At 57.6% G+C, this 19,835-nt stretch carries 23 protein-coding genes; 12 read left to right on the top strand and 11 right to left on the bottom strand.

Annotation, left to right across the window (positions count from 1 at the left end):
- From ACIONG_RS09520 to ACIONG_RS09505, 4 genes are all read right to left on the bottom strand, one after another.
- Positions 1-558 (bottom strand): TCP-1/cpn60 chaperonin family protein (locus ACIONG_RS09520; protein WP_401298520.1); only part of this gene is annotated, 558 nt, incomplete at its 3' end.
- A gap of 49 nt (positions 559-607) precedes the next feature.
- Complete coding sequence (locus tag ACIONG_RS09515; RefSeq protein WP_003227685.1) at positions 608-901, bottom strand: co-chaperone GroES; 294 nt, start codon at positions 899-901, stop codon at positions 608-610.
- 260 nt (positions 902-1,161) lie between these two features.
- Positions 1,162-1,638, bottom strand: coding sequence for an FxsA family protein (locus ACIONG_RS09510; RefSeq protein ID WP_122606802.1), 477 nt, complete (start codon positions 1,636-1,638; stop codon positions 1,162-1,164).
- A 65-nt stretch (positions 1,639-1,703) separates the two neighbouring features.
- Positions 1,704-2,435: a HugZ family protein gene (locus tag ACIONG_RS09505; RefSeq protein ID WP_103305496.1), complete on the bottom strand. Its 732-nt coding sequence runs from the start codon at positions 2,433-2,435 to the stop codon at positions 1,704-1,706.
- A gap of 160 nt (positions 2,436-2,595) precedes the next feature.
- Here ACIONG_RS09505 and ACIONG_RS09500 point away from each other — a divergent pair, with 160 nt between their 5' ends.
- Positions 2,596-3,354 carry an SDR family oxidoreductase gene (locus ACIONG_RS09500; protein ID WP_053123391.1) on the top strand — a complete coding sequence of 253 codons (759 nt, stop codon included), beginning with the start codon at positions 2,596-2,598 and terminating at the stop codon, positions 3,352-3,354.
- Between the two features lie 131 nt (positions 3,355-3,485).
- On the opposite strand, the gene apbC is transcribed toward ACIONG_RS09500, so the two are convergent.
- Positions 3,486-4,580, bottom strand: coding sequence for an iron-sulfur cluster carrier protein ApbC (apbC, locus tag ACIONG_RS09495; RefSeq protein WP_401134273.1), 1,095 nt, complete (start codon positions 4,578-4,580; stop codon positions 3,486-3,488).
- 366 nt (positions 4,581-4,946) lie between these two features.
- On the opposite strand from apbC, the gene metG reads away from it, so the two are divergent.
- The 8 genes from metG to ACIONG_RS09455 all read left to right on the top strand — a co-directional run bounded on the left by metG (position 4,947) and on the right by ACIONG_RS09455 (position 11,968).
- Entirely contained in the window at positions 4,947-6,998 is a 2,052-nt protein-coding gene (gene metG, locus ACIONG_RS09490) for a methionine--tRNA ligase (protein WP_401298516.1), read from the top strand.
- A 123-nt stretch (positions 6,999-7,121) separates the two neighbouring features.
- Positions 7,122-7,691 (top strand): electron transport complex protein RnfA, encoded by a 570-nt coding sequence (locus ACIONG_RS09485; RefSeq protein WP_401298514.1) that lies wholly within the window; start codon positions 7,122-7,124, stop codon positions 7,689-7,691.
- Entirely contained in the window at positions 7,688-8,896 is a 1,209-nt protein-coding gene (gene rsxB / locus ACIONG_RS09480; protein WP_401298511.1) for an electron transport complex subunit RsxB, read from the top strand. Before ACIONG_RS09485 ends, rsxB begins: the two co-directional genes overlap by 4 nt.
- A complete protein-coding gene (locus tag ACIONG_RS09475) occupies positions 8,883-9,866 on the top strand; it encodes an RnfABCDGE type electron transport complex subunit D (RefSeq protein WP_401298509.1) in 984 nt (327 codons plus the stop codon). Before rsxB ends, ACIONG_RS09475 begins: the two co-directional genes overlap by 14 nt.
- Positions 9,863-10,468 carry an RnfABCDGE type electron transport complex subunit G gene (locus ACIONG_RS09470; RefSeq protein ID WP_213026457.1) on the top strand — a complete coding sequence of 202 codons (606 nt, stop codon included), beginning with the start codon at positions 9,863-9,865 and terminating at the stop codon, positions 10,466-10,468. The genes ACIONG_RS09475 and ACIONG_RS09470 overlap by 4 nt, the downstream gene beginning before the upstream one ends.
- Entirely contained in the window at positions 10,465-11,046 is a 582-nt protein-coding gene (locus ACIONG_RS09465) for an Rnf-Nqr domain containing protein (RefSeq protein WP_401298505.1), read from the top strand. Before ACIONG_RS09470 ends, ACIONG_RS09465 begins: the two co-directional genes overlap by 4 nt.
- Positions 11,043-11,681, top strand: a complete 639-nt coding sequence (gene nth, locus ACIONG_RS09460) for an endonuclease III (protein WP_315445549.1) — start codon at positions 11,043-11,045, stop codon at positions 11,679-11,681. The genes ACIONG_RS09465 and nth overlap by 4 nt, the downstream gene beginning before the upstream one ends.
- A gap of 107 nt (positions 11,682-11,788) precedes the next feature.
- Complete coding sequence (locus ACIONG_RS09455; RefSeq protein WP_103305487.1) at positions 11,789-11,968, top strand: PA3496 family putative envelope integrity protein; 180 nt, start codon at positions 11,789-11,791, stop codon at positions 11,966-11,968.
- Positions 11,969-12,057: 89 nt separating this feature from the next.
- Here ACIONG_RS09455 and ACIONG_RS09450 read toward each other — a convergent pair whose 3' ends face one another.
- A complete protein-coding gene (locus ACIONG_RS09450; protein ID WP_007916656.1) occupies positions 12,058-12,684 on the bottom strand; it encodes a response regulator transcription factor in 627 nt (208 codons plus the stop codon).
- A 501-nt stretch (positions 12,685-13,185) separates the two neighbouring features.
- Between ACIONG_RS09450 and ACIONG_RS09445 the strand changes: the two genes are divergently transcribed.
- The gene (locus ACIONG_RS09445) at positions 13,186-13,899 is read left to right on the top strand and encodes a hypothetical protein (protein ID WP_401298500.1); all 714 of its coding nucleotides are present in this window, start codon (positions 13,186-13,188) and stop codon (positions 13,897-13,899) included.
- Between the two features lie 136 nt (positions 13,900-14,035).
- Here the strand turns inward: ACIONG_RS09445 and ACIONG_RS09440 are convergent, their stop codons facing one another.
- Both ACIONG_RS09440 and ACIONG_RS09435 read right to left on the bottom strand, forming a co-directional pair.
- Entirely contained in the window at positions 14,036-15,253 is a 1,218-nt protein-coding gene (locus tag ACIONG_RS09440; RefSeq protein WP_003227714.1) for an argininosuccinate synthase, read from the bottom strand.
- A gap of 129 nt (positions 15,254-15,382) precedes the next feature.
- Positions 15,383-16,291 carry an OmpA family protein gene (locus tag ACIONG_RS09435; protein WP_103305485.1) on the bottom strand — a complete coding sequence of 303 codons (909 nt, stop codon included), beginning with the start codon at positions 16,289-16,291 and terminating at the stop codon, positions 15,383-15,385.
- Between the two features lie 160 nt (positions 16,292-16,451).
- On the opposite strand from ACIONG_RS09435, the gene pyrC reads away from it, so the two are divergent.
- Together pyrC and rnt are read left to right on the top strand one after the other, a co-directional pair.
- Entirely contained in the window at positions 16,452-17,498 is a 1,047-nt protein-coding gene (pyrC, locus tag ACIONG_RS09430; RefSeq protein ID WP_093430577.1) for a dihydroorotase, read from the top strand.
- Positions 17,495-18,172 carry a ribonuclease T gene (rnt, locus tag ACIONG_RS09425; RefSeq protein WP_007916667.1) on the top strand — a complete coding sequence of 226 codons (678 nt, stop codon included), beginning with the start codon at positions 17,495-17,497 and terminating at the stop codon, positions 18,170-18,172. The genes pyrC and rnt overlap by 4 nt, the downstream gene beginning before the upstream one ends.
- Before the next feature lie 57 nt (positions 18,173-18,229).
- Here the strand turns inward: rnt and ACIONG_RS09420 are convergent, their stop codons facing one another.
- The 3 genes from ACIONG_RS09420 to ACIONG_RS09410 all read right to left on the bottom strand — a co-directional run.
- A complete protein-coding gene (locus tag ACIONG_RS09420; RefSeq protein WP_401298496.1) occupies positions 18,230-18,643 on the bottom strand; it encodes a hypothetical protein in 414 nt (137 codons plus the stop codon).
- 3 nt (positions 18,644-18,646) lie between these two features.
- A complete protein-coding gene (locus ACIONG_RS09415) occupies positions 18,647-19,117 on the bottom strand; it encodes a Panacea domain-containing protein (protein ID WP_103305482.1) in 471 nt (156 codons plus the stop codon).
- A 188-nt stretch (positions 19,118-19,305) separates the two neighbouring features.
- A partial coding sequence (locus ACIONG_RS09410) for a peroxiredoxin (RefSeq protein WP_401298493.1) occupies positions 19,306-19,835 on the bottom strand: 530 nt, incomplete at its 5' end.

The raw sequence follows: 19,835 nt of genomic DNA, 5'->3' as shown, positions 1-19,835 counted from the left end.
TGCGCTGACACCAAGGCAATCGCTCAGGTTGGCACCAACACCGCCAACTCCGACAACTCCATCGGCGACAACATTGCCGAAGCCATGGAAAAAGTCGGAGTTGGCGGAGATGGTGCCAACCTGAGCGATTGCCTTGGTGTCAGCGCATGGCTTGGACAGGTTTTTCAGCTCTTTGACAATGGCGATGGTCGCTTTGTCGATGCCGCGCTTCAGGTCCATCGGGTTCATGCCGGCAGCGACGGCTTTCAGGCCTTCGTTGACGATCGACTGAGCCAGAACGGTAGCAGTGGTAGTACCGTCACCGGCGTCATCGTTGGCACGGGAGGCAACGTCTTTGACCAGCTGCGCGCCCATGTTTTCGAAGCGATCTTCGAGTTCGATTTCTTTGGCGACGGAAACGCCGTCCTTCGTGATGGTCGGAGCGCCGAAGCTCTTCTCGATGATCACGTTACGGCCTTTCGGGCCCAGGGTCGCTTTTACTGCGTCAGCCAGGACGTTGACACCGGTGAGCATTTTCTTGCGGGCGGAATCGCCGAATTTAACTTCTTTAGCAGCCATGATCGATATTCCTTAAATACTTTGTAGTAGCGGGAAAATGAGCGGGAAATCAGCCTTCCAGTACGGCGAGAATCTCGTTCTCAGCCATTACCAGCAGGTCTTCGCCGTCGACTTTCACAGTGTTGCTGCCGGAGTAAGGACCGAACACAACCTTGTCGCCGACTTTAACGGCCAGCGCACGCACTTCACCGTTTTCCAGAGTCTTGCCTGGGCCTGCAGCGACAATCACACCGTGGTTGGCTTTTTCAGCAGCCGAACCTGGCAGGACGATACCGCCAGCGGTTTTCTTTTCTTCTTCGCTGCGACGGATAACGACGCGGTCATGCAGAGGACGAAGCTTCATTGTCGATCTCTCCTAATTGTGGTTTTCATCGGCCGGTGTAGTCCCGGCGGGTTTAACAAATCCGGCCTGCGCCGGTTGCGATTCGTCGAGCGAACCGCGGAAGTCTGTCCGACTCGAATGTCGGAAACCTTTCGGTGACCGTTACATAGGGGCGCATAAGCTTATTACAAGGGCGAGGCTAAAATTTTTTCGCGAATGTTGATCACAAAAGCAGCCCATAAACGAACACGGCACCCGAAGGTGCCGTGTCATTGAACAGGTTATTTGCTGTCGCGATGTTCGAACTCACCTTCGATCACATCACCCTCGCGGCCTAGAGGCTGGCGCGGTGCAGGACCGCCACGGGGTTGCAGGTCGTCGGCGAATGCACGCTGGCGCATGGCCTGATCTTCGGCGCGCTGGCGCATCTTGTTCGCCAGTAGACGACGGGTGAACGGCAGCAACATCACCAGACCGACCACATCGCTGATGAAACCCGGCAGGATCAGCAAGCCACCCGCCAGTGCCAGCATCAGGCCTTCAAGCATGGTTTGCGCAGGCAGCTCGCCGCGGTTCAGGCTTTCCCGGGCACGCAGTGCCGTGGCCAGACCGGCGACGCGCAGCACGAACACACCGAACATCGAGCCGAGAATGATCAGCAACAGGGCCGGGAAAAACCCGATAGACCCTGCCACTTTGACGAATACGAAGAGCTCCAGCACCGGAAACAGCAGAAAGAGCAACAAAAAAGGGCGCATCAAAATTTCCTCAACGCAAGAAATGCCTTGCAGTAAGCCTTAGATGACGTCGCCCTTTCGTGAATTCAAGCGTCGGCCACTGTCTTTTTTGGCCAGACCTCAGCGTGAGCCAGAGAAACCAAGGCTTCGCGCACTTGTATCGGCGTATGACAAGGCGCTTGAAACGGCAACCAGTACAGCGCCTGACCGATGCGCAGGTGCATACCCTCGGTGTCGATCCCGGCCAGTTGCGCCGGTACGGTTTTCGGCAGGCCGGCCAGGTCGACGTAATGCGCGATGGCTTTGGCATGGTCGCTATTCATGTGCTCGACCATGCTGATTTCAGCTTTGCCAGCGAATGGATTGGCCAGGGTCAGTTGATCGATCCAGTGAATCGCGCCGAAACCGCCAATGTAGCGATGACGCACAGGCTTCAACACCCAGAAATCGAAATCGTGGGCCTTGTGGTAGTTCTGTGAATCCGGGAAATAGCGGTAGTAGCGCTCGGCGGCGGCTTCAATGGCAGCGGCGTCTTCGAGTTTTTCGGCTTCGGCCAGATAGGTCAGGCGACCAACGGCTTGCACGTCATCGGCCTCGCGTTCACCCACCAGCATCGAGCATTTCGGGTCTTTTTGCAGATTATGGGTGTGCTGGGCGATGCGGCTGATCAGGATCAGCGGCCGACCCTGCTCGTCCAGACAATAAGGCACGACGGAGCCAAAGGGAAAACCGGGCATCGATTTGGAGTGGGTCGACAGCACTCCGCGGTATTCCTTGAGAAGCAATTCTCGGGCATTCTTGGCCACTTCAACGCTCAATTTATGACTCCTTAAATAGAATCCGTCGAAAAAACGGACAGGTGTGCGGGATAAGTTCCGCTCACCTTCGGGCAACTCTCATGTGCAGCCAGGCCACATCGGGCGCAGATCGAGAGACTCTCCAAGGAAAACCACTCTGACCTGCTATCGGGGCATGCGAATGCAACTCAACGACAAAGTAATCATTATCACCGGCGGTTGCCAGGGTTTGGGCCGCTCCATGGCCGAGTATTTCGCCGGTAAAGGCGCGAAGCTGGCACTGGTCGATCTGAACCAGGAAAAACTCGACGACGCGGTTGCCGCCTGCAAAGCCAAGGGTGTCGAGGCGCGCAGCTATCTATGCAACGTCGCCAATGAAGAACAGGTCGAGCACATGGTCGCCCAAGTGGCGGCAGATTTCGGCGCGATCCACGGTTTGATCAACAACGCCGGGATCCTGCGCGATGGCCTGCTGCTCAAGGTCAAGGACGGCGAAATGACCAAGATGAGCCTGGCCCAGTGGCAGGCGGTGATCGACGTCAACCTGACCGGCGTGTTCCTGTGCACCCGTGAAGTGGCGGCAAAAATGGTCGAGCTGAAGAACAGCGGCGCGATCATCAACATCTCGTCGATCTCCCGCGCGGGCAACGTCGGCCAGACCAACTACTCCGCCGCCAAGGCCGGTGTAGCGGCGGCGACCGTGACCTGGGCAAAAGAGCTGGCGCGTTATGGCATTCGCGTGGCGGGCATTGCGCCGGGCTTCATCGAGACCGAGATGACCCTGGGGATGAAGCCGGAAGCGCTGGAGAAAATGACGTCGGGTATTCCGCTCAAGCGCATGGGCAAACCGGAAGAGATCGCCCATTCGGCGGCGTACATCTTCGAGAACGATTATTACACCGGGCGGATTCTGGAGATGGATGGCGGGTTGCGCATCTAACATCCACCGCAAAACAACTGTAGGAGTGAGCCTGCTCGCGATAGCGGATTAACATTCAACAGAAGTGTTGAATGATCGACCGCTATCGCGAGCAGGCTCACTCCTACAGGATTACCGGTGTTGCTGATGGATCAATCGTCGCTGATGGTGATGTTCGGCATGGCCGGCGTTGCCGCTTCCTGCAACACGATTCGTGCGCCCACATGGCGGGCCAGTTCCTGATAGACCATGGCAATCTGGCTGTCTGGTTCGGCAATAACCGTCGGCTTGCCGCCATCGGCCTGTTCGCGGATCAGCATCGACAACGGCAGCGACGCCAGCAGTTCGACGCCATATTGGGTCGCCAGTTTCTCGCCACCACCCTCACCGAACAGATGCTCGGCATGTCCGCAGTTCGAGCAGATGTGCACGGCCATGTTTTCCACCACGCCCAGCACTGGAATGTTGACCTTGCGGAACATTTCCACGCCTTTGCGCGCATCGAGCAGTGCCAGATCTTGCGGGGTAGTGACGATCACGGCACCGGCCACCGGGACTTTCTGCGCCAGGGTCAGTTGAATGTCGCCGGTGCCTGGCGGCATGTCGATGACCAGATAATCCAGATCGCCCCACGCGGTTTGCGTAACCAGTTGCAGCAGCGCGCCGGAAACCATCGGACCGCGCCAGACCATCGGCGTGTTGTCGTCGGTCAGAAAGGCCATCGACATGACTTCCACGCCGTGGGCCTTGAGTGGCACGAACCACTTCTGATCCTTGACCTCAGGGCGGGTACGCTCGGGGATGCCGAACATGATGCCCTGGCTCGGACCGTAGATATCGGCGTCGAGAATCCCGACTTTGGCGCCTTCACGAGCCAGTGCCAGCGCGAGGTTGGCCGCCGTGGTCGATTTGCCCACGCCGCCCTTGCCCGAGGCGACCGCGACCACGTTCTTGACGTTGGCCAGCCCCGGAATCTGCGCCTGGGCCTTGTGCGCGGCAATCACGCTGTTGACTTCAACCTTGGCGATCACAACGCCATCGATGTTTTCGATGGCCAATTGCAGCAATTGCGCCCAGCCGCTTTTGAACAGACCGGCGGCGTAACCGATTTCCAGCTGAACATTGACGCGATCACCGATGATTTCGATGTTCTTCACGCAACCGGCGCTGACCGGATCCTGGTTCAGGTAAGGGTCGGTGTATTGGCTGAGGACGGCTTCCACCGCTGCGCGAGTGACGGCACTCATGGGCAACTCCGATAACAAGACTGGGAAAAGATGGCGGGTATCGTACGCTGGACATTGATTTGAGGCGAACAGATTGCTCGAGCTGGAAAACCTTTGTGGCGAGGGGATTTATCCCCGATCGGCTGCGCAGCAGTCGTGAAACGATTGAACGCGGTGTACCTGATACACCGAGGTATCAGGTTTTGGGGCGGCTTCGCCACCCATCGGGGATAAATCCCCTCGCCACAGGGGCCCATTCATATAGAAAGGTTTCATAGGCTGAAAATTAAGTGACTGGCGTATCCGGAAACAGGTGCACAGGGTGAAAAATATGCGCCAGCGCTTTATAGTGGCCGACCTCCGTTTCATCAAGTAGCGAAGCCCCACATGTCCGAACCACGCAAGATCCTCGTCACCAGCGCCCTGCCCTACGCCAACGGTTCGATTCACCTTGGCCATATGCTGGAATATATCCAGACTGATATGTGGGTGCGCTTCCAGAAGCATCGCGGCAATCAATGCATTTATGTCTGCGCCGACGACGCCCACGGTTCGGCGATCATGCTGCGCGCGGAAAAAGAAGGCATCACCCCGGAACAACTGATCGCCAACGTGCAGGCTGAACACAGCGCCGACTTTGCCGAGTTCCTGGTCGACTTCGACAATTTCCACTCCACTCACGCCGAAGAAAACCGTGAGCTGTCGAGCCAGATCTATATCAAGCTGCGTGATGCCGGGCACATTGCCCAGCGCTCGATCACCCAGTATTTCGACCCGGAAAAGAAAATGTTCCTGGCCGACCGCTTCATCAAGGGCACCTGCCCGAAATGCGGCACCGAAGACCAGTACGGCGACAACTGCGAAAAATGCGGCGCGACCTACGCGCCAACTGATTTGAAGGATCCGAAGTCGGCGATCTCTGGCGCCACACCGGTGCTCAAGGATTCCCAGCACTTCTTCTTCAAGCTGCCGGATTTCCAGCAGATGCTGCAAACCTGGACCCGCAGCGGCACCCTGCAAGACGCCGTCGCCAACAAGATCGCCGAATGGCTGGACGCCGGCCTGCAACAGTGGGACATCTCCCGCGATGCGCCGTACTTCGGCTTCGAGATCCCGGGCGAGCCGGGCAAGTATTTCTACGTATGGCTGGATGCGCCGATCGGCTACATGGCCAGCTTCAAGAACCTTTGCGATCGCACGCCGGAGCTGGACTTCGACGCGTTCTGGGGCAAGGACTCCACCGCCGAGCTGTACCACTTCATCGGCAAGGACATCGTCAACTTCCACGCCCTGTTCTGGCCGGCGATGCTCGAAGGCGCGGGTTACCGCAAGCCAACCGGGATCAACGTTCACGGCTACCTGACCGTCAACGGCCAGAAGATGTCCAAGTCCCGTGGCACCTTCATCAAGGCCCGCACGTACCTGGATCACCTGTCGCCGGAATACCTGCGCTACTACTACGCGGCCAAACTGGGCCGTGGCGTCGATGACCTCGACCTGAACCTCGAAGACTTCGTGCAGAAGGTCAACTCCGACCTGGTCGGCAAAGTTGTCAACATCGCCAGCCGTTGCGCCGGTTTCATTCAGAAAGGTAACGCCGGCCTGCTGGTCGACAACAATGCCGCGCCAGAACTGACCGAGGCTTTCCTCGCCGCCGCGCCAAGCATTGCCGACGCCTATGAAGCCCGCGACTTCGCCCGTGCCATGCGCGAAACCATGGCTCTGGCCGACCGCGCCAACGCGTGGATCGCCGACAAGGCGCCATGGTCGTTGAACAAGCAGGAAGGCAAGCAGGATGAAGTCCAGGCGATCTGCGCCACCGGTATCAACCTGTTCCGCCAACTGGTGATCTTCCTCAAACCGGTATTGCCGCTGCTGGCTGCCGATGCCGAGGCGTTCCTCAACGTCGCCCCGCTGACCTGGAACGACCACACCACCCTGCTGGCCAACCACCAGCTCAACGAATTCAAGCCGTTGATGACCCGCATCGACCCGGTAAAAGTGCAAGCCATGACCGACGCCTCGAAAGAAGACCTGACCGCCAGCCAGACCGACACCGGCGCTGCCGCACCGGCGGGCAACGGCGAACTGGCCAAGGATCCGCTGTCGCCGGAAATCGACTTCGACGCCTTTGCCGCGATTGATCTGCGCGTTGCACTGATCGTCAAGGCCGAACACGTGGAAGGTGCCGACAAGCTGTTGCGCCTGACGCTGGACATCGGTGACGAGCAACGTAACGTGTTCTCCGGGATCAAGAGCGCTTATCCGGACCCGTCCAAACTCGATGGTCGCCTGACCATGATGATCGCCAACCTCAAGCCACGGAAAATGAAGTTCGGTATTTCCGAAGGCATGGTGATGGCGGCAGGTCCTGGCGGTGAAGAAATCTACCTGCTGAGCCCGGACAGCGGCGCCAAGCCGGGTCAACGCATCAAGTAAGACGCGGCGACCAATCGATCCCACCGACGTGCCCTGCATGCCGGTGGGATTTTTCATATCTGGCCCACCCTGCCGGATAATGCCTAACCTTAAGAGACACCCGCCCGTTTCGCCGGCAGAACCATGACCGAACTTGTGCTTACGCTTTTCAGTGCCGCGCTGCTCAACAACTTCGTGTTGCACTGGCCGCTGGGCGTCGATCCGCTGCTGGCGGGCAGTCGCCGTCAGGTACATGCGCTGGGGCTGGCGACGTTGTGCCTGATGCTGATCGTAGGCGTAATCAGTCAGGCCATCTGGCACTGGCTGCTGGTGCCATTGCAACTGCAAGCCCTGCGTCTATTCGTTTTTCTGCCGTTGAGCGTGCTGTTGATCGCACCGCTGCTGAAAGCGCTGGCTCGCGGGCTGCCCGACTGGCCGTTCGAGGGTTTGTGGCCGCTGTTGCTGGGCAATGCCGGCATACTCGGGCTGGCGCTGATCAATGCGCAAAACGATCAAGGGCTGCTGCCTGCAACGGCATTGAGCCTTGGCGCGGGGCTGGGCTTCTGGCTGGTCCTGTGCCTGTTCAGCGATTTGCGCGAGCGCACGGCCGGCAACGACATTCCTCTGCCCTTTCGCGGCTTGCCGATCGACCTGATCGGCGCCGGATTGATCGCAGTGATTTTTCTCGGATTCAGTGGACTGATCAAAACATGAGTCTGATTCAACGCATCGATGCCCTGCTGCCGCAGACCCAATGCGGCAAGTGCGGCCACCCCGGATGCAAACCCTACGCCGAAGGCATCGCCGCCGGCGAGCCGATCGACAAATGCCCGCCGGGCGGTGACGAAACGGTGGCGGCATTGGCCGAGTTGCTGAAAGTGCCGGTGCTGGAACTGGACATCAGCCGCGGTTCGGCACCGCCACAAGTCGCCTACATCCGCGAAGCCGAATGCATCGGTTGCACCAAGTGCATCCAGGCCTGCCCGATCGACGCCATCGTCGGTGCGGCGAAATTGATGCATACGGTGATCATCGACGAGTGCACCGGTTGCGACCTGTGCGTGGCGCCGTGCCCGGTGGATTGCATCGAAATGCATCCACTGCCGCTCGGCACGTTGCCGGTGGTGGGCGGGCTGGCGTTCAGTCTTGAAGAACAACGCGCGCGCGCCGTCAAACGCGACCATGCTCGCCAGCGTTTCGAACGCCGTAACGCGCGCCTGCAACGGGAAGAACAGCAGAAACAGGCTGAACGTGAGGCCAGGGCGAAAAAAGCCACGCAATCTGAGGTAACAACGCTCGACCCCGTGCAGGCTGCGTTGGAGCGTGTGCGCGCGCAAAAAGCCGCCACGGCTGATGCTGCGCTGAAGAAAGCCAAGATTGACGTCGCGATGAGCCGCGCGCAATTGCACAAATCGCTGAAAGCCTTCGGCCATCCGCCGACCTTTGAGCAGCAGTCGCAATTGATCGTGCTGCAGCAACAATTCGAAGCAGCCGAGCAGGCCCTGGCGAAACTCGAAAGCGCCACACCCGCCGCTCCGGTCGCGCCAGTCCCGGCGAAGGACGCCGACCTGAAACGAGCAAAGATCCAGTTGGCCATGCGGCGCGCCGAGCTGAAAAAGGCCCAGACTGCCGAGGCGCCACCCGAGCAAATTACGGCGCTGGAGCAATCACTGCGTGAAGCCGAGCAAGCCCTCCACACCGCCGAAAACTCAAGTGATCAGCCTGTGCCTGACCTTGTACGAGTCGAAAAACGCCCGATCGACGGCCAGCTTCGTCAGTTGAAAACCGAATTGGCCTACGCCCGCGCCGACTTCAACAAACTCGAACGTCGCGCCGACACGCCCGCCGAAACCCTCGACAAGGCCCGCGCCCGCCTGCAAGACGCCGAGCGCCAGGTGCAAGACCATGTCGCCCCTTGAGGCGCCGGACGATCGCCTGCAACAGGCGATGAAACAGGTACTGCTCGCTACGCTGCCGGGGCTGCTGGCCTTGTTCGCGCTGTACGGCTGGGGCGTGTTGATCAATTTGATTCTGTCGGTCAGCACCGCGTTGATCGTTGAGGCGTGCGTCATGCGTCTGCGCCGCCAATCGTTACAGCCGACGCTGAGCGACGGCAGTGCGCTGGTCAGCGCGACACTGCTGGCCGTCGCGTTGCCAGCGTATTGCCCATGGTGGCTGACGGTGACCGCAATCGCCTTCGGTCTGTTGTTTGGCAAGCACCTGTATGGCGGCGTGGGTAAAAATCCGTTCAACCCGGCCATGCTCGGATTTGCCTTGATCATCGTGATGTTTCCACAGCCGATGACACATTGGCCGGCTCACGGCCTGGCGCTGTTCGACGCAGTGCAGCAGGTGTTCAATCCCGCTCAGGCGCCGGACGCCTGGGTTCAGGCCACAGCGCTGGACAGTCTGCGCATCAATAAAAGTCTGACCATCGATGAGTTGTTCGCCGCCAGTCCGGCATTCGGGCGCTTCGGCGGCCGGGGTGTGGAATGGGTGAACCTGGCATTTCTCGCGGGCGGGCTGTTCCTGCTGCAACGACGAGTGTTCGGCTGGCATGCGCCGGTTGGCATGCTCGCCAGCCTGTTTGTGGTCAGTCTGTTGTGCTGGAACGGCTCGGGCTCGGACTCACACGGCTCGCCGCTGTTTCACCTGCTCAGTGGCGCCACCATGCTTGGCGCATTCTTCATCATTACTGAACCGGTGTCCGGCGCCAAAAGTCCTCTCGCCCGCTTACTGTTTGGCGTCGGTGTCGGCTTGCTGACTTATCTGATTCGCACCTGGGGCGGGTATCCGGACGGTGTCGCGTTTGCGGTGTTGCTGATGAATCTCTGCGTGCCGGCGCTGGAACGGTTTGCCGCCAGTCGACAAGCACAGGTGAGCCCATGAATCGGACGACAAGCGCGCTCACGCTGCTGCTGTTGGCCGTCGTCGGCGTCGGTGCGACGTACTTTGTACAACGCAGCAATGCACCGCAGATTGCCGCTGCGCAACGTCTGTTCGACAGCCGCAAACTGCTCGACGTGCTCGCGGCAGAGACCTATGACAATCAACCTCTGGAACAGCCGCTGGTCCTGGCAAACGTCGCCTTGAGCCACAGCACACTGACCGGCGGCTATCGCGCGACCAAGGCTGGCCAGTCAGTCGCGGTGTTGCTGCGCAGCCAGACCGAGGGCTATGCGGGCAGCATCGAGTTGCTGATCGCCATCGATGCGGAAGGAAAATTGCTCGGTGTGAAAACCCTCAAGCAGACAGAAACCCCGGCACTGGGCGGACATTTGGGCGACTGGCCGAATACGTGGTTGCAGGTATTTACCGGCAAATCGAGCAATCAACCGACGGATTCCGGTTGGGCGCTGAAAAAGGATCAGGGGCAGTTTGATCAGATGGCTGGCGCGACCATTACGTCTCGCGCGGTGATCAATGCAATCCATGATGCACTGCGCTACTTCGATGAGCATCGTGTGCCATTACTGGGGAACGAACCATGACCCGGTCGGCGACGCTGGCGAACTCATTGATGCTGATGTTGCTGCTGGGCACCACCGGCTCATTGGCCAGCGCACTGGTAACGGTACTGATGTTCGTCCTGGTCGTGGGTGCTTACGGCATGTGCATGCGCCCGCTGCGTTCGCGCCTGACGGGGACAAACACTTTACTCGCCAGCTTGCTGCTCGCAGCTGCATTGACCAGTTGCGCCGAGATTCTCGCGCAACGCTGGTTTTTGCCATGGCATCAGGCCTTGGGGCTTTATGCCGGCCTGATCGCTTTGCAGTGCGTAGCATTGGAACACAATGGATTCTTCCGGCAGTCGCGAATCGAGCGCTTCAAACTCGCGGGTCTGTCCGGTGCCTTGATGCTGATCCTCGCCTTGTTGCGAGAGCTCGCCGGCCAGGGAACCCTCGGCCGAGGCATCTTCGAACATCGGCAAGGTCTTGTTTTATTCAGTGAAGGGTTGCATCTGGCAACTCTGGTTCCGGGCGCGCTGATTCTGTTGGGGCTGTTGCTGGCCGCCCGACAGGCGTGGACCCGCTCGAACTCTATTTCCAAGGAAACGCATCGCCCATGAATGCCGCAAAACGTCTTGAGATCTTTCGCCGACTGCATGAAGACAATCCCGAGCCGAAAACCGAACTGGCCTACTCCTCGCCTTTCGAACTGCTGATTGCCGTGATCCTTTCGGCGCAATCGACCGACGTGGGCGTCAACAAGGCAACGGCGAAGCTGTTCCCGGTAGCCAACACCCCGGCGGCGATACATGCGCTGGGCGTCGAAGGTCTGTCCGAATACATCAAGACCATCGGCCTTTACAACAGCAAAGCCAAGAACGTCATCGAAACTTGCCGCTTACTGGTCGAGCGCCACGGCAGTGAAGTACCGCAAACGCGTGAGGAGCTCGAAGCCTTGCCGGGCGTGGGCCGAAAGACTGCCAACGTGGTGCTCAACACGGCTTTCCGCCAACTGACCATGGCCGTCGACACCCACATTTTCCGCGTCAGCAACCGCACCGGTATCGCTCCCGGCAAGAATGTTGTCGAAGTGGAAATGAAACTGATGAAGTTCGTCCCCAAGGAATTTCTGCTCGATTCCCACCACTGGCTGATTCTTCACGGCCGCTATGTGTGCCTGGCACGCAAGCCGCGGTGCGGCAGTTGCAGGATCGAAGATTTGTGCGAGTACAAAGCCAAAACATCGGACGATTGATCAAGCATTAGGTTTATTGATTGATCGATTGAAAAAATCTTTTTTACCCTTCGCTGCATTACCGATATAAGGAGCGCCAAAGGCAGTCTTAGCCGGGAGTCAGCTTTATGAGTACCGAAAAAGAGCGATTGGACGTAGAAGACGATTTCACCCCCACTGAGACCGATGACCCGGAACCGGTTGTCGAGGTGGCCAAAACCAACCTCAGCAAACGTCGCACAATCGATAACCTGCTGGAGGAGCGCCGACTGCAAAGGCAATTGGCCGATTACGATTTTGATCTCTGATGCTTGAAAGCCTCCCGAAACGGAGGCTTTTCACTTTCTGCGGCTAGCTGAACTCGATCGGCCCATGACCCCGTCAGCTGATAAAACATTCAGACGAGTCCATTGCGTTGCGCCAGCTCGATCAAATCAACCAGTGAACGCGCATTGAGCTTCAGCAATAAGCGGGTCTTGTAGGTACTCACGGTTTTGTTGCTCAGAAACATGCCGTCGGCGATTTCCTTGTTGGTCTTGCCTCGCGCCAATTGTTGCAACACCATCATTTCGCGCCCGGACAGACGATCCACCATGTCTGCTTCACTGGCATTACCCAGACTGGTACGTACTGTATGCAACGCCTGATTTGGAAAGTAACTGTAGCCGGACAAAACGGCCTTGATTGCGCTAAGCAATTCAGTCAGGTCCTGTTGCTTACACACATATCCCGCCGCTCCCGATTGCATGCAGCGCATTGAAAAATGTCCAGGCGCCTGGGAGGTCAGTACCAGAACTTTAATTGGCATGGCGGTCGAGGTCAGACGCGCAATAACTTCCAGTCCATCAAGTTTGGGTATTCCAATATCCAGAATTACAATATCCGGCATCTGCTCGCGCGCAAGTTGCAGTGCATCCACACCGTTATCAGTTTCTGCAATGACTTCGTAGCCATGACGTTCCATCAGCATACGTACCGCAAGACGAATGACGGGATGGTCATCCACGATCAGCACTTTATTCATGGGCAAGTCCAGTTTCGCTGTTCGAATTTTTAGAACACGCACCATATCCCAGTCACTTGCGCAGTGGCATGTCGGGGCTCTCATGCACTTGCATCGAAAGACATTCCCTACAACCATTGAAGATAATTCCTACAAAAAATCCTTTTCACTCTATAAATCCGACGCTGTAACGCACTAACTCCCTCGTTATATTCCCCACTTTAACTTGTAACAGATTACGACCCTTGTGCCATGCAGCGGCCATTCCACACTCCGACTCCATTACGGATGGACGACATATACCTAACAAGAATGATCACGTGTGCAAACTGGAAACATCAAGCAATAACACTCTCTTTCACAACTTTCATGCACCTCCACGCCCCACAAACACTTGAAACAAGATATTTATACTCAATCAAACACTTTTGCTATAAATACAACAACACTCTCTCAACTATGACAATCTCACAAAACATGAACAACCCATCTATGAGAAAAACCAAACACAAGAGCACAAGCATGTTAAAGATAAAAAACAAAATCACCAATCCAATGACGGTAATCGCTATATTCGCTGGCATCTCAGAAGCATCTGCAGCGATATCCTTGCCGTTCCTCAACAGTGAGGATCGCGCCATCTATGTATGGTTCCTGATCAGCTTTCCGTTCTATTTGTTATTTCTTTTTTTTATAACTTTGAACTTCAATTATCGCTCACTCTATTCACCTTCCGATTTCGGTAAGGACGCGACTTTCTTGAAAGCCATGGACAGCAATGACCGCGACAACAAACGCAACACATCCAAAGAGGGATCCACCACACACCATACTTTCGGAATTTCGAGTCGCGTCGTACCTCATGATACCGCCGCACAATGCGCGGACTCGTGCGAAATCCACAACGCGCCCGATCCGCCAACGCCCCCCCGTGCGAGGTCAAACCTGACGGTCCAACACAATATTCAGTTGCCCGTTTGCGTCAGCAACCTGCACATCATTGATGCCCGTGACATCGATGCGTCGAGAGAACTCGCCACAATTGTGCAAAGAATCCGGCTCAACGACAGGAAAACCACCCGCGTCATCGTGTTTCTTTCCAATCATGTGTCAGACGCTTCACTGACGAAGAGTGCGCTGCTACAGATCAAACACGCCAGGAAAGACTCAGGCACCACGCTGTGTATTGTTTACAACCTGTGCTCACAAGCGGTGACGCTGTTGGGACGGACTTGAAGGATGGGGTCGTTGCCGCGCAAGCGGACAGACCAGAGACATTGCTCGATGAGCGCCGAAAAAAAGAATCATGTAAAAAAGGGCGGCCCTGTCTCGAAGACAAGGCCGCCCTTTTATTGCGCGTCAGTCTGAAAAATCAGAACAGCTTGCGGCCCTTGTTGGCAGCAATGCGCATGCGCAGCGCGTTGAGCTTGATAAAGCCCGCCGCGTCGGCCTGGTTGTAAGCACCGCCGTCTTCTTCGAAGGTCGCGATGTTTGCGTCGAACAGCGAATCGTCGGACTTGCGGCCAGTGACGATCACGTTACCTTTATACAGTTTCAGGCGAACCACACCGTTCACGTTGACCTGCGAAGCGTCGATCATCTGCTGCAGCATCAGACGCTCAGGGCTCCACCAGTAGCCGGTGTAGATCAGGCTGGCGTATTTCGGCATCAGCTCGTCTTTGAGGTGAGCGACTTCGCGGTCCAGGGTGATCGATTCGATGGCGCGGTGAGCGCGCAGCATGATGGTGCCGCCCGGGGTTTCGTAGCAGCCACGGGACTTCATGCCGACGTAACGGTTCTCGACGATGTCGAGACGGCCGATACCGTGAGCACCGCCGATCTTGTTCAGCGTCGCCAGTACGGTGGCCGGGGTCATTTCGACGCCGTCCAGCGCAACGATGTCGCCGTTACGATAGGTCAGTTCCAGGTATTGCGGGGTGTCAGGCGCGTTCTCCGGGGAGACGGTCCAACGCCACATGTCTTCTTCGTGCTCGGTCCAGGTGTCTTCCAGCACGCCGCCTTCATAGGAGATGTGCAGCAAGTTGGCGTCCATCGAGTACGGGGACTTCTTCTTGCCATGACGCTCGATCGGGATCGCGTGCTTCTCGGCGTAGTCCATCAGCTTCTCGCGGGACAGCAGGTCCCACTCACGCCAAGGGGCAATTACTTTCACGCCTGGCTTGAGCGCGTAGGCGCCCAGTTCGAAACGCACCTGGTCGTTGCCCTTGCCGGTGGCGCCATGGGAAATGGCGTCAGCGCCGGTTTCGTTGGCGATTTCGATCAGACGTTTGGCGATCAGCGGACGTGCGATGGAAGTACCCAGCAGGTACTCGCCTTCGTAAACGGTGTTGGCGCGGAACATCGGGAATACGAAATCGCGCACGAATTCTTCGCGCAGGTCGTCGATGTAGATTTCTTTGACGCCCATGGCCTGAGCCTTGGCGCGGGCCGGCTCGACCTCTTCGCCTTGACCGAGATCAGCGGTGAAGGTCACCACTTCACAGTTATAAGTATCCTGCAGCCACTTGAGGATCACCGAAGTGTCCAGGCCGCCGGAATACGCCAGAACGACCTTGTTTACGTCCGCCATGCCATCACTCCACGGGGTTCTACGGAAAGCCGAGGAGTCTACCGCTCAAACGCGATAATTTACAGAGGCGCGACAGCTTAAGACGACAAAGCGACAGAATCTGTCGAGAGCGCGACGATGACCGGTGGGTCAGGAAGTCGCAGCAGTGTTGGCTGGAGTGCTCGCTTGTGGTGCCGGGGCCGTGACTGGAGCCACGCGCGCGAGTTTTACGTTAACCCGACGATTCTTCGCCCGATTGGCCGCATTGGTGTTCGGCACAATGGGATATTGCTCGCCATGGAAACGCACGGTGATCTGCGATTCCTGAATGCCGTTGGCCTTGAAGAAGTCGACCACCGCCAGCGCCCGACGGCGCGACAGTTCACGGTTGGTCAAGCGATTGCCGCTGTTGTCGGAATGCCCATCGAGCTCAATGTGATTGACCGTCGGATCAGCCTTCATGAATTCGAGCATCACTTGCAGCTTGGCCTTGGCGGCAGCGTCCAGGTCAACGCCCTCGCCGGGGAAGCCGATCTGCGACTGCTTGATCTGGTCGAAATTCTGCGGCAGCAATTTCGCCACACAGGTTTGATAGTCGTTAAACGCCTTACTGAATTTCACCGGCAACAAACGCACTTCCGACACGCGGCCATCGCCCGAAGCACGACGCACGACCGGGCTACGACCGTCCAGCAGACCGCTGATCAGGCCACCGGCCTGGGACTGCGAGCTGCTGAACAAGACATTGCCACTGCCGAGCCTGACGCTGCCCAGATTGATGTCACCGCGCCCCGGCTGCCAAGGCGCGGCGGCTGCCAGCAAAGTCGCCGAACCGCCGCCGAGCATGGCGTTGTAGGCATTCAGACGAAAGATCGCCTGTTCGCCAGCCTTGCGCACGAATTCACCCGAACCGAAATCGGTGATCGGCTGTGTCAGGCGGCACTCGAACTTGTCGCCGGCGACCGTCCACTCAATGTTCTCCAGGCGAGTCTGGTAGGTGAGCGCCATCGCGGGAAGGCTGGCAAACACACTGAGCAAGGCTAAATAACGCTGGCGCACGGGAGGCTCCATTGGCTTCTGAAACACAAAGACCGATTCACACTATGTTTACGGCATACCTACGGGATATCGGAAGCATCCCGCAAAACTTGATAGCGAGTGCCTGCAAGAGTCTTTTCCGGTAGCATTCGCCTCAGTTTGACCCGCCTGGAATCCCCTCATGTCCGACCGCCTGACCCTGCTGCGTCCCGACGACTGGCACATTCATCTTCGCGATGGTGCCGTGTTGACCAATACCGTTGCCGATGTTGCGCGCACCTTTGGCCGCGCCATCATCATGCCCAACCTGGTCCCGCCAGTGCGCAACGCCGCTGAAGCCGACGGCTATCGCCAGCGGATTCTCGCTGCCCGCCCGGCCGGCAGTCGCTTTGAGCCGCTGATGGTGCTGTACCTCACCGACCGCACCCAGCCCGAAGAAATTCGTGAAGCCAAGGCCAGCGGTTTCGTACACGCCGCCAAGCTGTACCCGGCCGGGGCGACCACCAACTCCGATTCCGGGGTGACCAGCATCGACAAGATTTTCCCGGCGCTGGAAGCCATGGCCGAAGTCGGCATGCCCCTGCTGATCCACGGCGAAGTGACCCGTGGCGATGTCGATGTCTTCGACCGCGAAAAGATCTTCATCGACGAGCACATGCGTCGTGTGGTCGAGCGTTTCCCGACCCTGAAAGTGGTGTTCGAACACATCACCACCGGCGATGCCGTGCAGTTCGTCAACGAGGCCTCGGCCAACGTCGGCGCGACCATCACCGCACATCACCTGCTCTATAACCGCAACCACATGCTGGTTGGCGGGATTCGGCCGCACTTCTATTGCCTGCCGATCCTCAAGCGCAATACGCATCAGGAAGCTCTGCTCGACGCCGCCACCAGCGGCAGCGCGAAGTTCTTCCTCGGTACCGACTCGGCGCCGCACGCCCAGCACGCCAAGGAAGCCGCCTGCGGCTGCGCCGGCTGCTACACCGCGTACGCCGCCATCGAGATGTACGCCGAAGCCTTCGAACAGCGTAATGCGCTGGACAAGCTCGAAGCCTTCGCCAGCCTCAACGGCCCGCGCTTCTATGGCCTGCCGGCGAATACCGATCGCATTACCCTGGTTCGTGAAGAATGGACCGCCCCGACCAGCCTGCCATTCGGCGAGCTGACCGTTATCCCGCTGCGCGCCGGTGAAAAACTGCGCTGGCGCCTGCTGGAGGAACACGCGTGAGTGAAGACCATTTCGACGACGAACTGGACGGTCAAAGTGGCGGTGGCGGTTCCCGTCACCCGATGGCAGCACGCTTTCGTGGCTACCTGCCGGTTGTCGTCGACGTAGAAACCGGTGGCTTCAATTCTGCCACCGATGCGTTACTGGAGATTGCCGCGACCACCATCGCCATGGATGAAAAGGGTTTTGTCTACCCGGATCACACCTACTTCTTCCGCGTTGAGCCGTTTGAAGGCGCCAACATCGAAGCGGCAGCGCTGGAGTTCACCGGGATCAAGCTCGATCATCCGCTGCGCATGGCCGTCAGCGAAGAGACGGCACTGACCGACATCTTCCGCGGCATTCGCAAGGCGCTGAAGGCCAACGGCTGCAAACGGGCGATTCTGGTCGGCCACAACAGCAGCTTCGACCTCGGTTTCCTCAACGCTGCGGTTGCGCGACTGGACATGAAGCGCAACCCGTTCCACCCGTTCTCCAGCTTTGACACCGCGACGCTGGCCGGTCTGGCGTACGGTCAAACCGTACTGGCAAAAGCCTGCCAGGCCGCCGACATCGATTTCGACGGCCGTGAGGCGCACTCCGCGCGTTACGACACCGAGAAAACCGCTGAGCTGTTCTGTGGCATCGTCAACCGCTGGAAACAGATGGGGGGCTGGGAAGACTTCGACGACTGATCCTCGTCGGGTAAATCCTGCACATGAAAAAACCGGCCACGTGGGCCGGTTTTTCGTTTAATGCTTATAGAGCTTAAATTCTCGATCAATCCACATGACGTAGAAAACCCGATGGTTTTTGTAGCCAACCATCGCTACACGCTCGAAAGCCCGAAACACCAACAATCTGACATCACCTGTTAAAAAATCAGGTATCCCGACTTTCAAGCTGTTTCTCTCAATCGTTTCACAGCCATATCGATGCCTATGCTCCTTGCGCATTTCTCTCCAAGGCATTTTTCCCGGAATCCTCAGACGCTCAAGCATTTTCGAGCGTTCGACGGCCTCGCAATCTTGAATGCACCATCCATTCTGCAAATATTCAAATGAGAAAACCGGAGGTCGTGCTTCCGATGAATCCATTTCGATGGTGGACGTCCTTGCCGTTACTGCAGCCGCCGCATCGCGTTCCCTGCGTTTGAACCTGGCCATTTTTCAGTTCACCAAATGCTCTCGGAAATACTCCTGCATCTCACAGGCGGGAATTTCTCGGCTGAACTCCCCTTCCTTGAAGTTTCTACGCCAAGGGGCTTCTTCATGTGTCAGCTGACGTAGTTTCCACGCCGAGAATTGGCCATAAACGTCGAACACTTCGTTGAGCAAACTTTGTTGTTTGGCACTGAAGACATCTGGATTGAAATCACTTGGAGGAGGAATGGCACTCGATCCAAATTGGCTGAATCTTCGATACAGATCCGGAACCACTGGCCCGTGCATCCACGCTTCCAGCTTTTCAGGGAAGAGAGCCTCGCCATGGACGGCCAGACTGAATCCTTGAGCGTAATAAACCATTTTTTGAATTTTAAGATTGGAGATCTCCCCCTCATGCCCTTCCAGGCAGAGGAAATAATCCGCAACGTCCAGGCTACTCGGCATTTGAATCCCCTTCTGCATCATGCAATCCATTGCACCGTCCTTACTGAAGTGAGGCGACCTGTTATCGCTCGAGCACAACCCTATCCAACCACTGTTCAGTCATCCAGTATTTTTCTCGCGCATTTGAAACAAATGATGCCGAAAGGCTGTTTCAAATAATTCTCCACATAAAAAAACCGGCCACGTGGGCCGGTTTTTTTGTACCTCGACGTTGCGCCTTACAGGGCAGCAGCGTTCTCGGTCAGGTATGCAGCAACGCCTTCTGGCGAAGCGTTCATGCCTTTGTCGCCTTTTTTCCAGTTGGCAGGGCAGACTTCGCCGTGCTCTTCGTGGAATTGCAGAGCGTCGACCAGACGGATCAGCTCTTCCATGTTACGGCCCAGCGGCAGGTCGTTGATGATCTGCGAGCGGACAACGCCCTTGTCATCGATCAGGAATGCGCCACGGAAAGCCACGCCGCCTTCGGACTCAACGTCGTAGGCCTTGGCGATGTCGTGTTTCATGTCGGCAGCCATGGTGTATTTCACCTGGCCGATGCCGCCATTGTTCACTGGGGTGTTGCGCCAGGCGTTGTGGGTGAAGTGCGAGTCGATCGACACGGCGATCACTTCAACGTTGCGAGCCTTGAAGTCAGCCATGCGGTTGTCCAGAGCGATCAGCTCGGACGGGCAGACGAAGGTGAAGTCCAGTGGGTAGAAGAACACCAGGCCGTATTTGCCTTTGATGGCCGAGGACAGAGTGAAGCTGT

Origin of the sequence: Pseudomonas sp. NPDC087817 (assembly GCF_044742875.1) — a bacterium.
Taxonomy (GTDB): Bacteria; Pseudomonadota; Gammaproteobacteria; order Pseudomonadales; family Pseudomonadaceae; genus Aquipseudomonas.
Note: the sequence above shows the minus strand (reverse complement) of the source record. Positions and strands in the feature narration are given on the sequence as shown.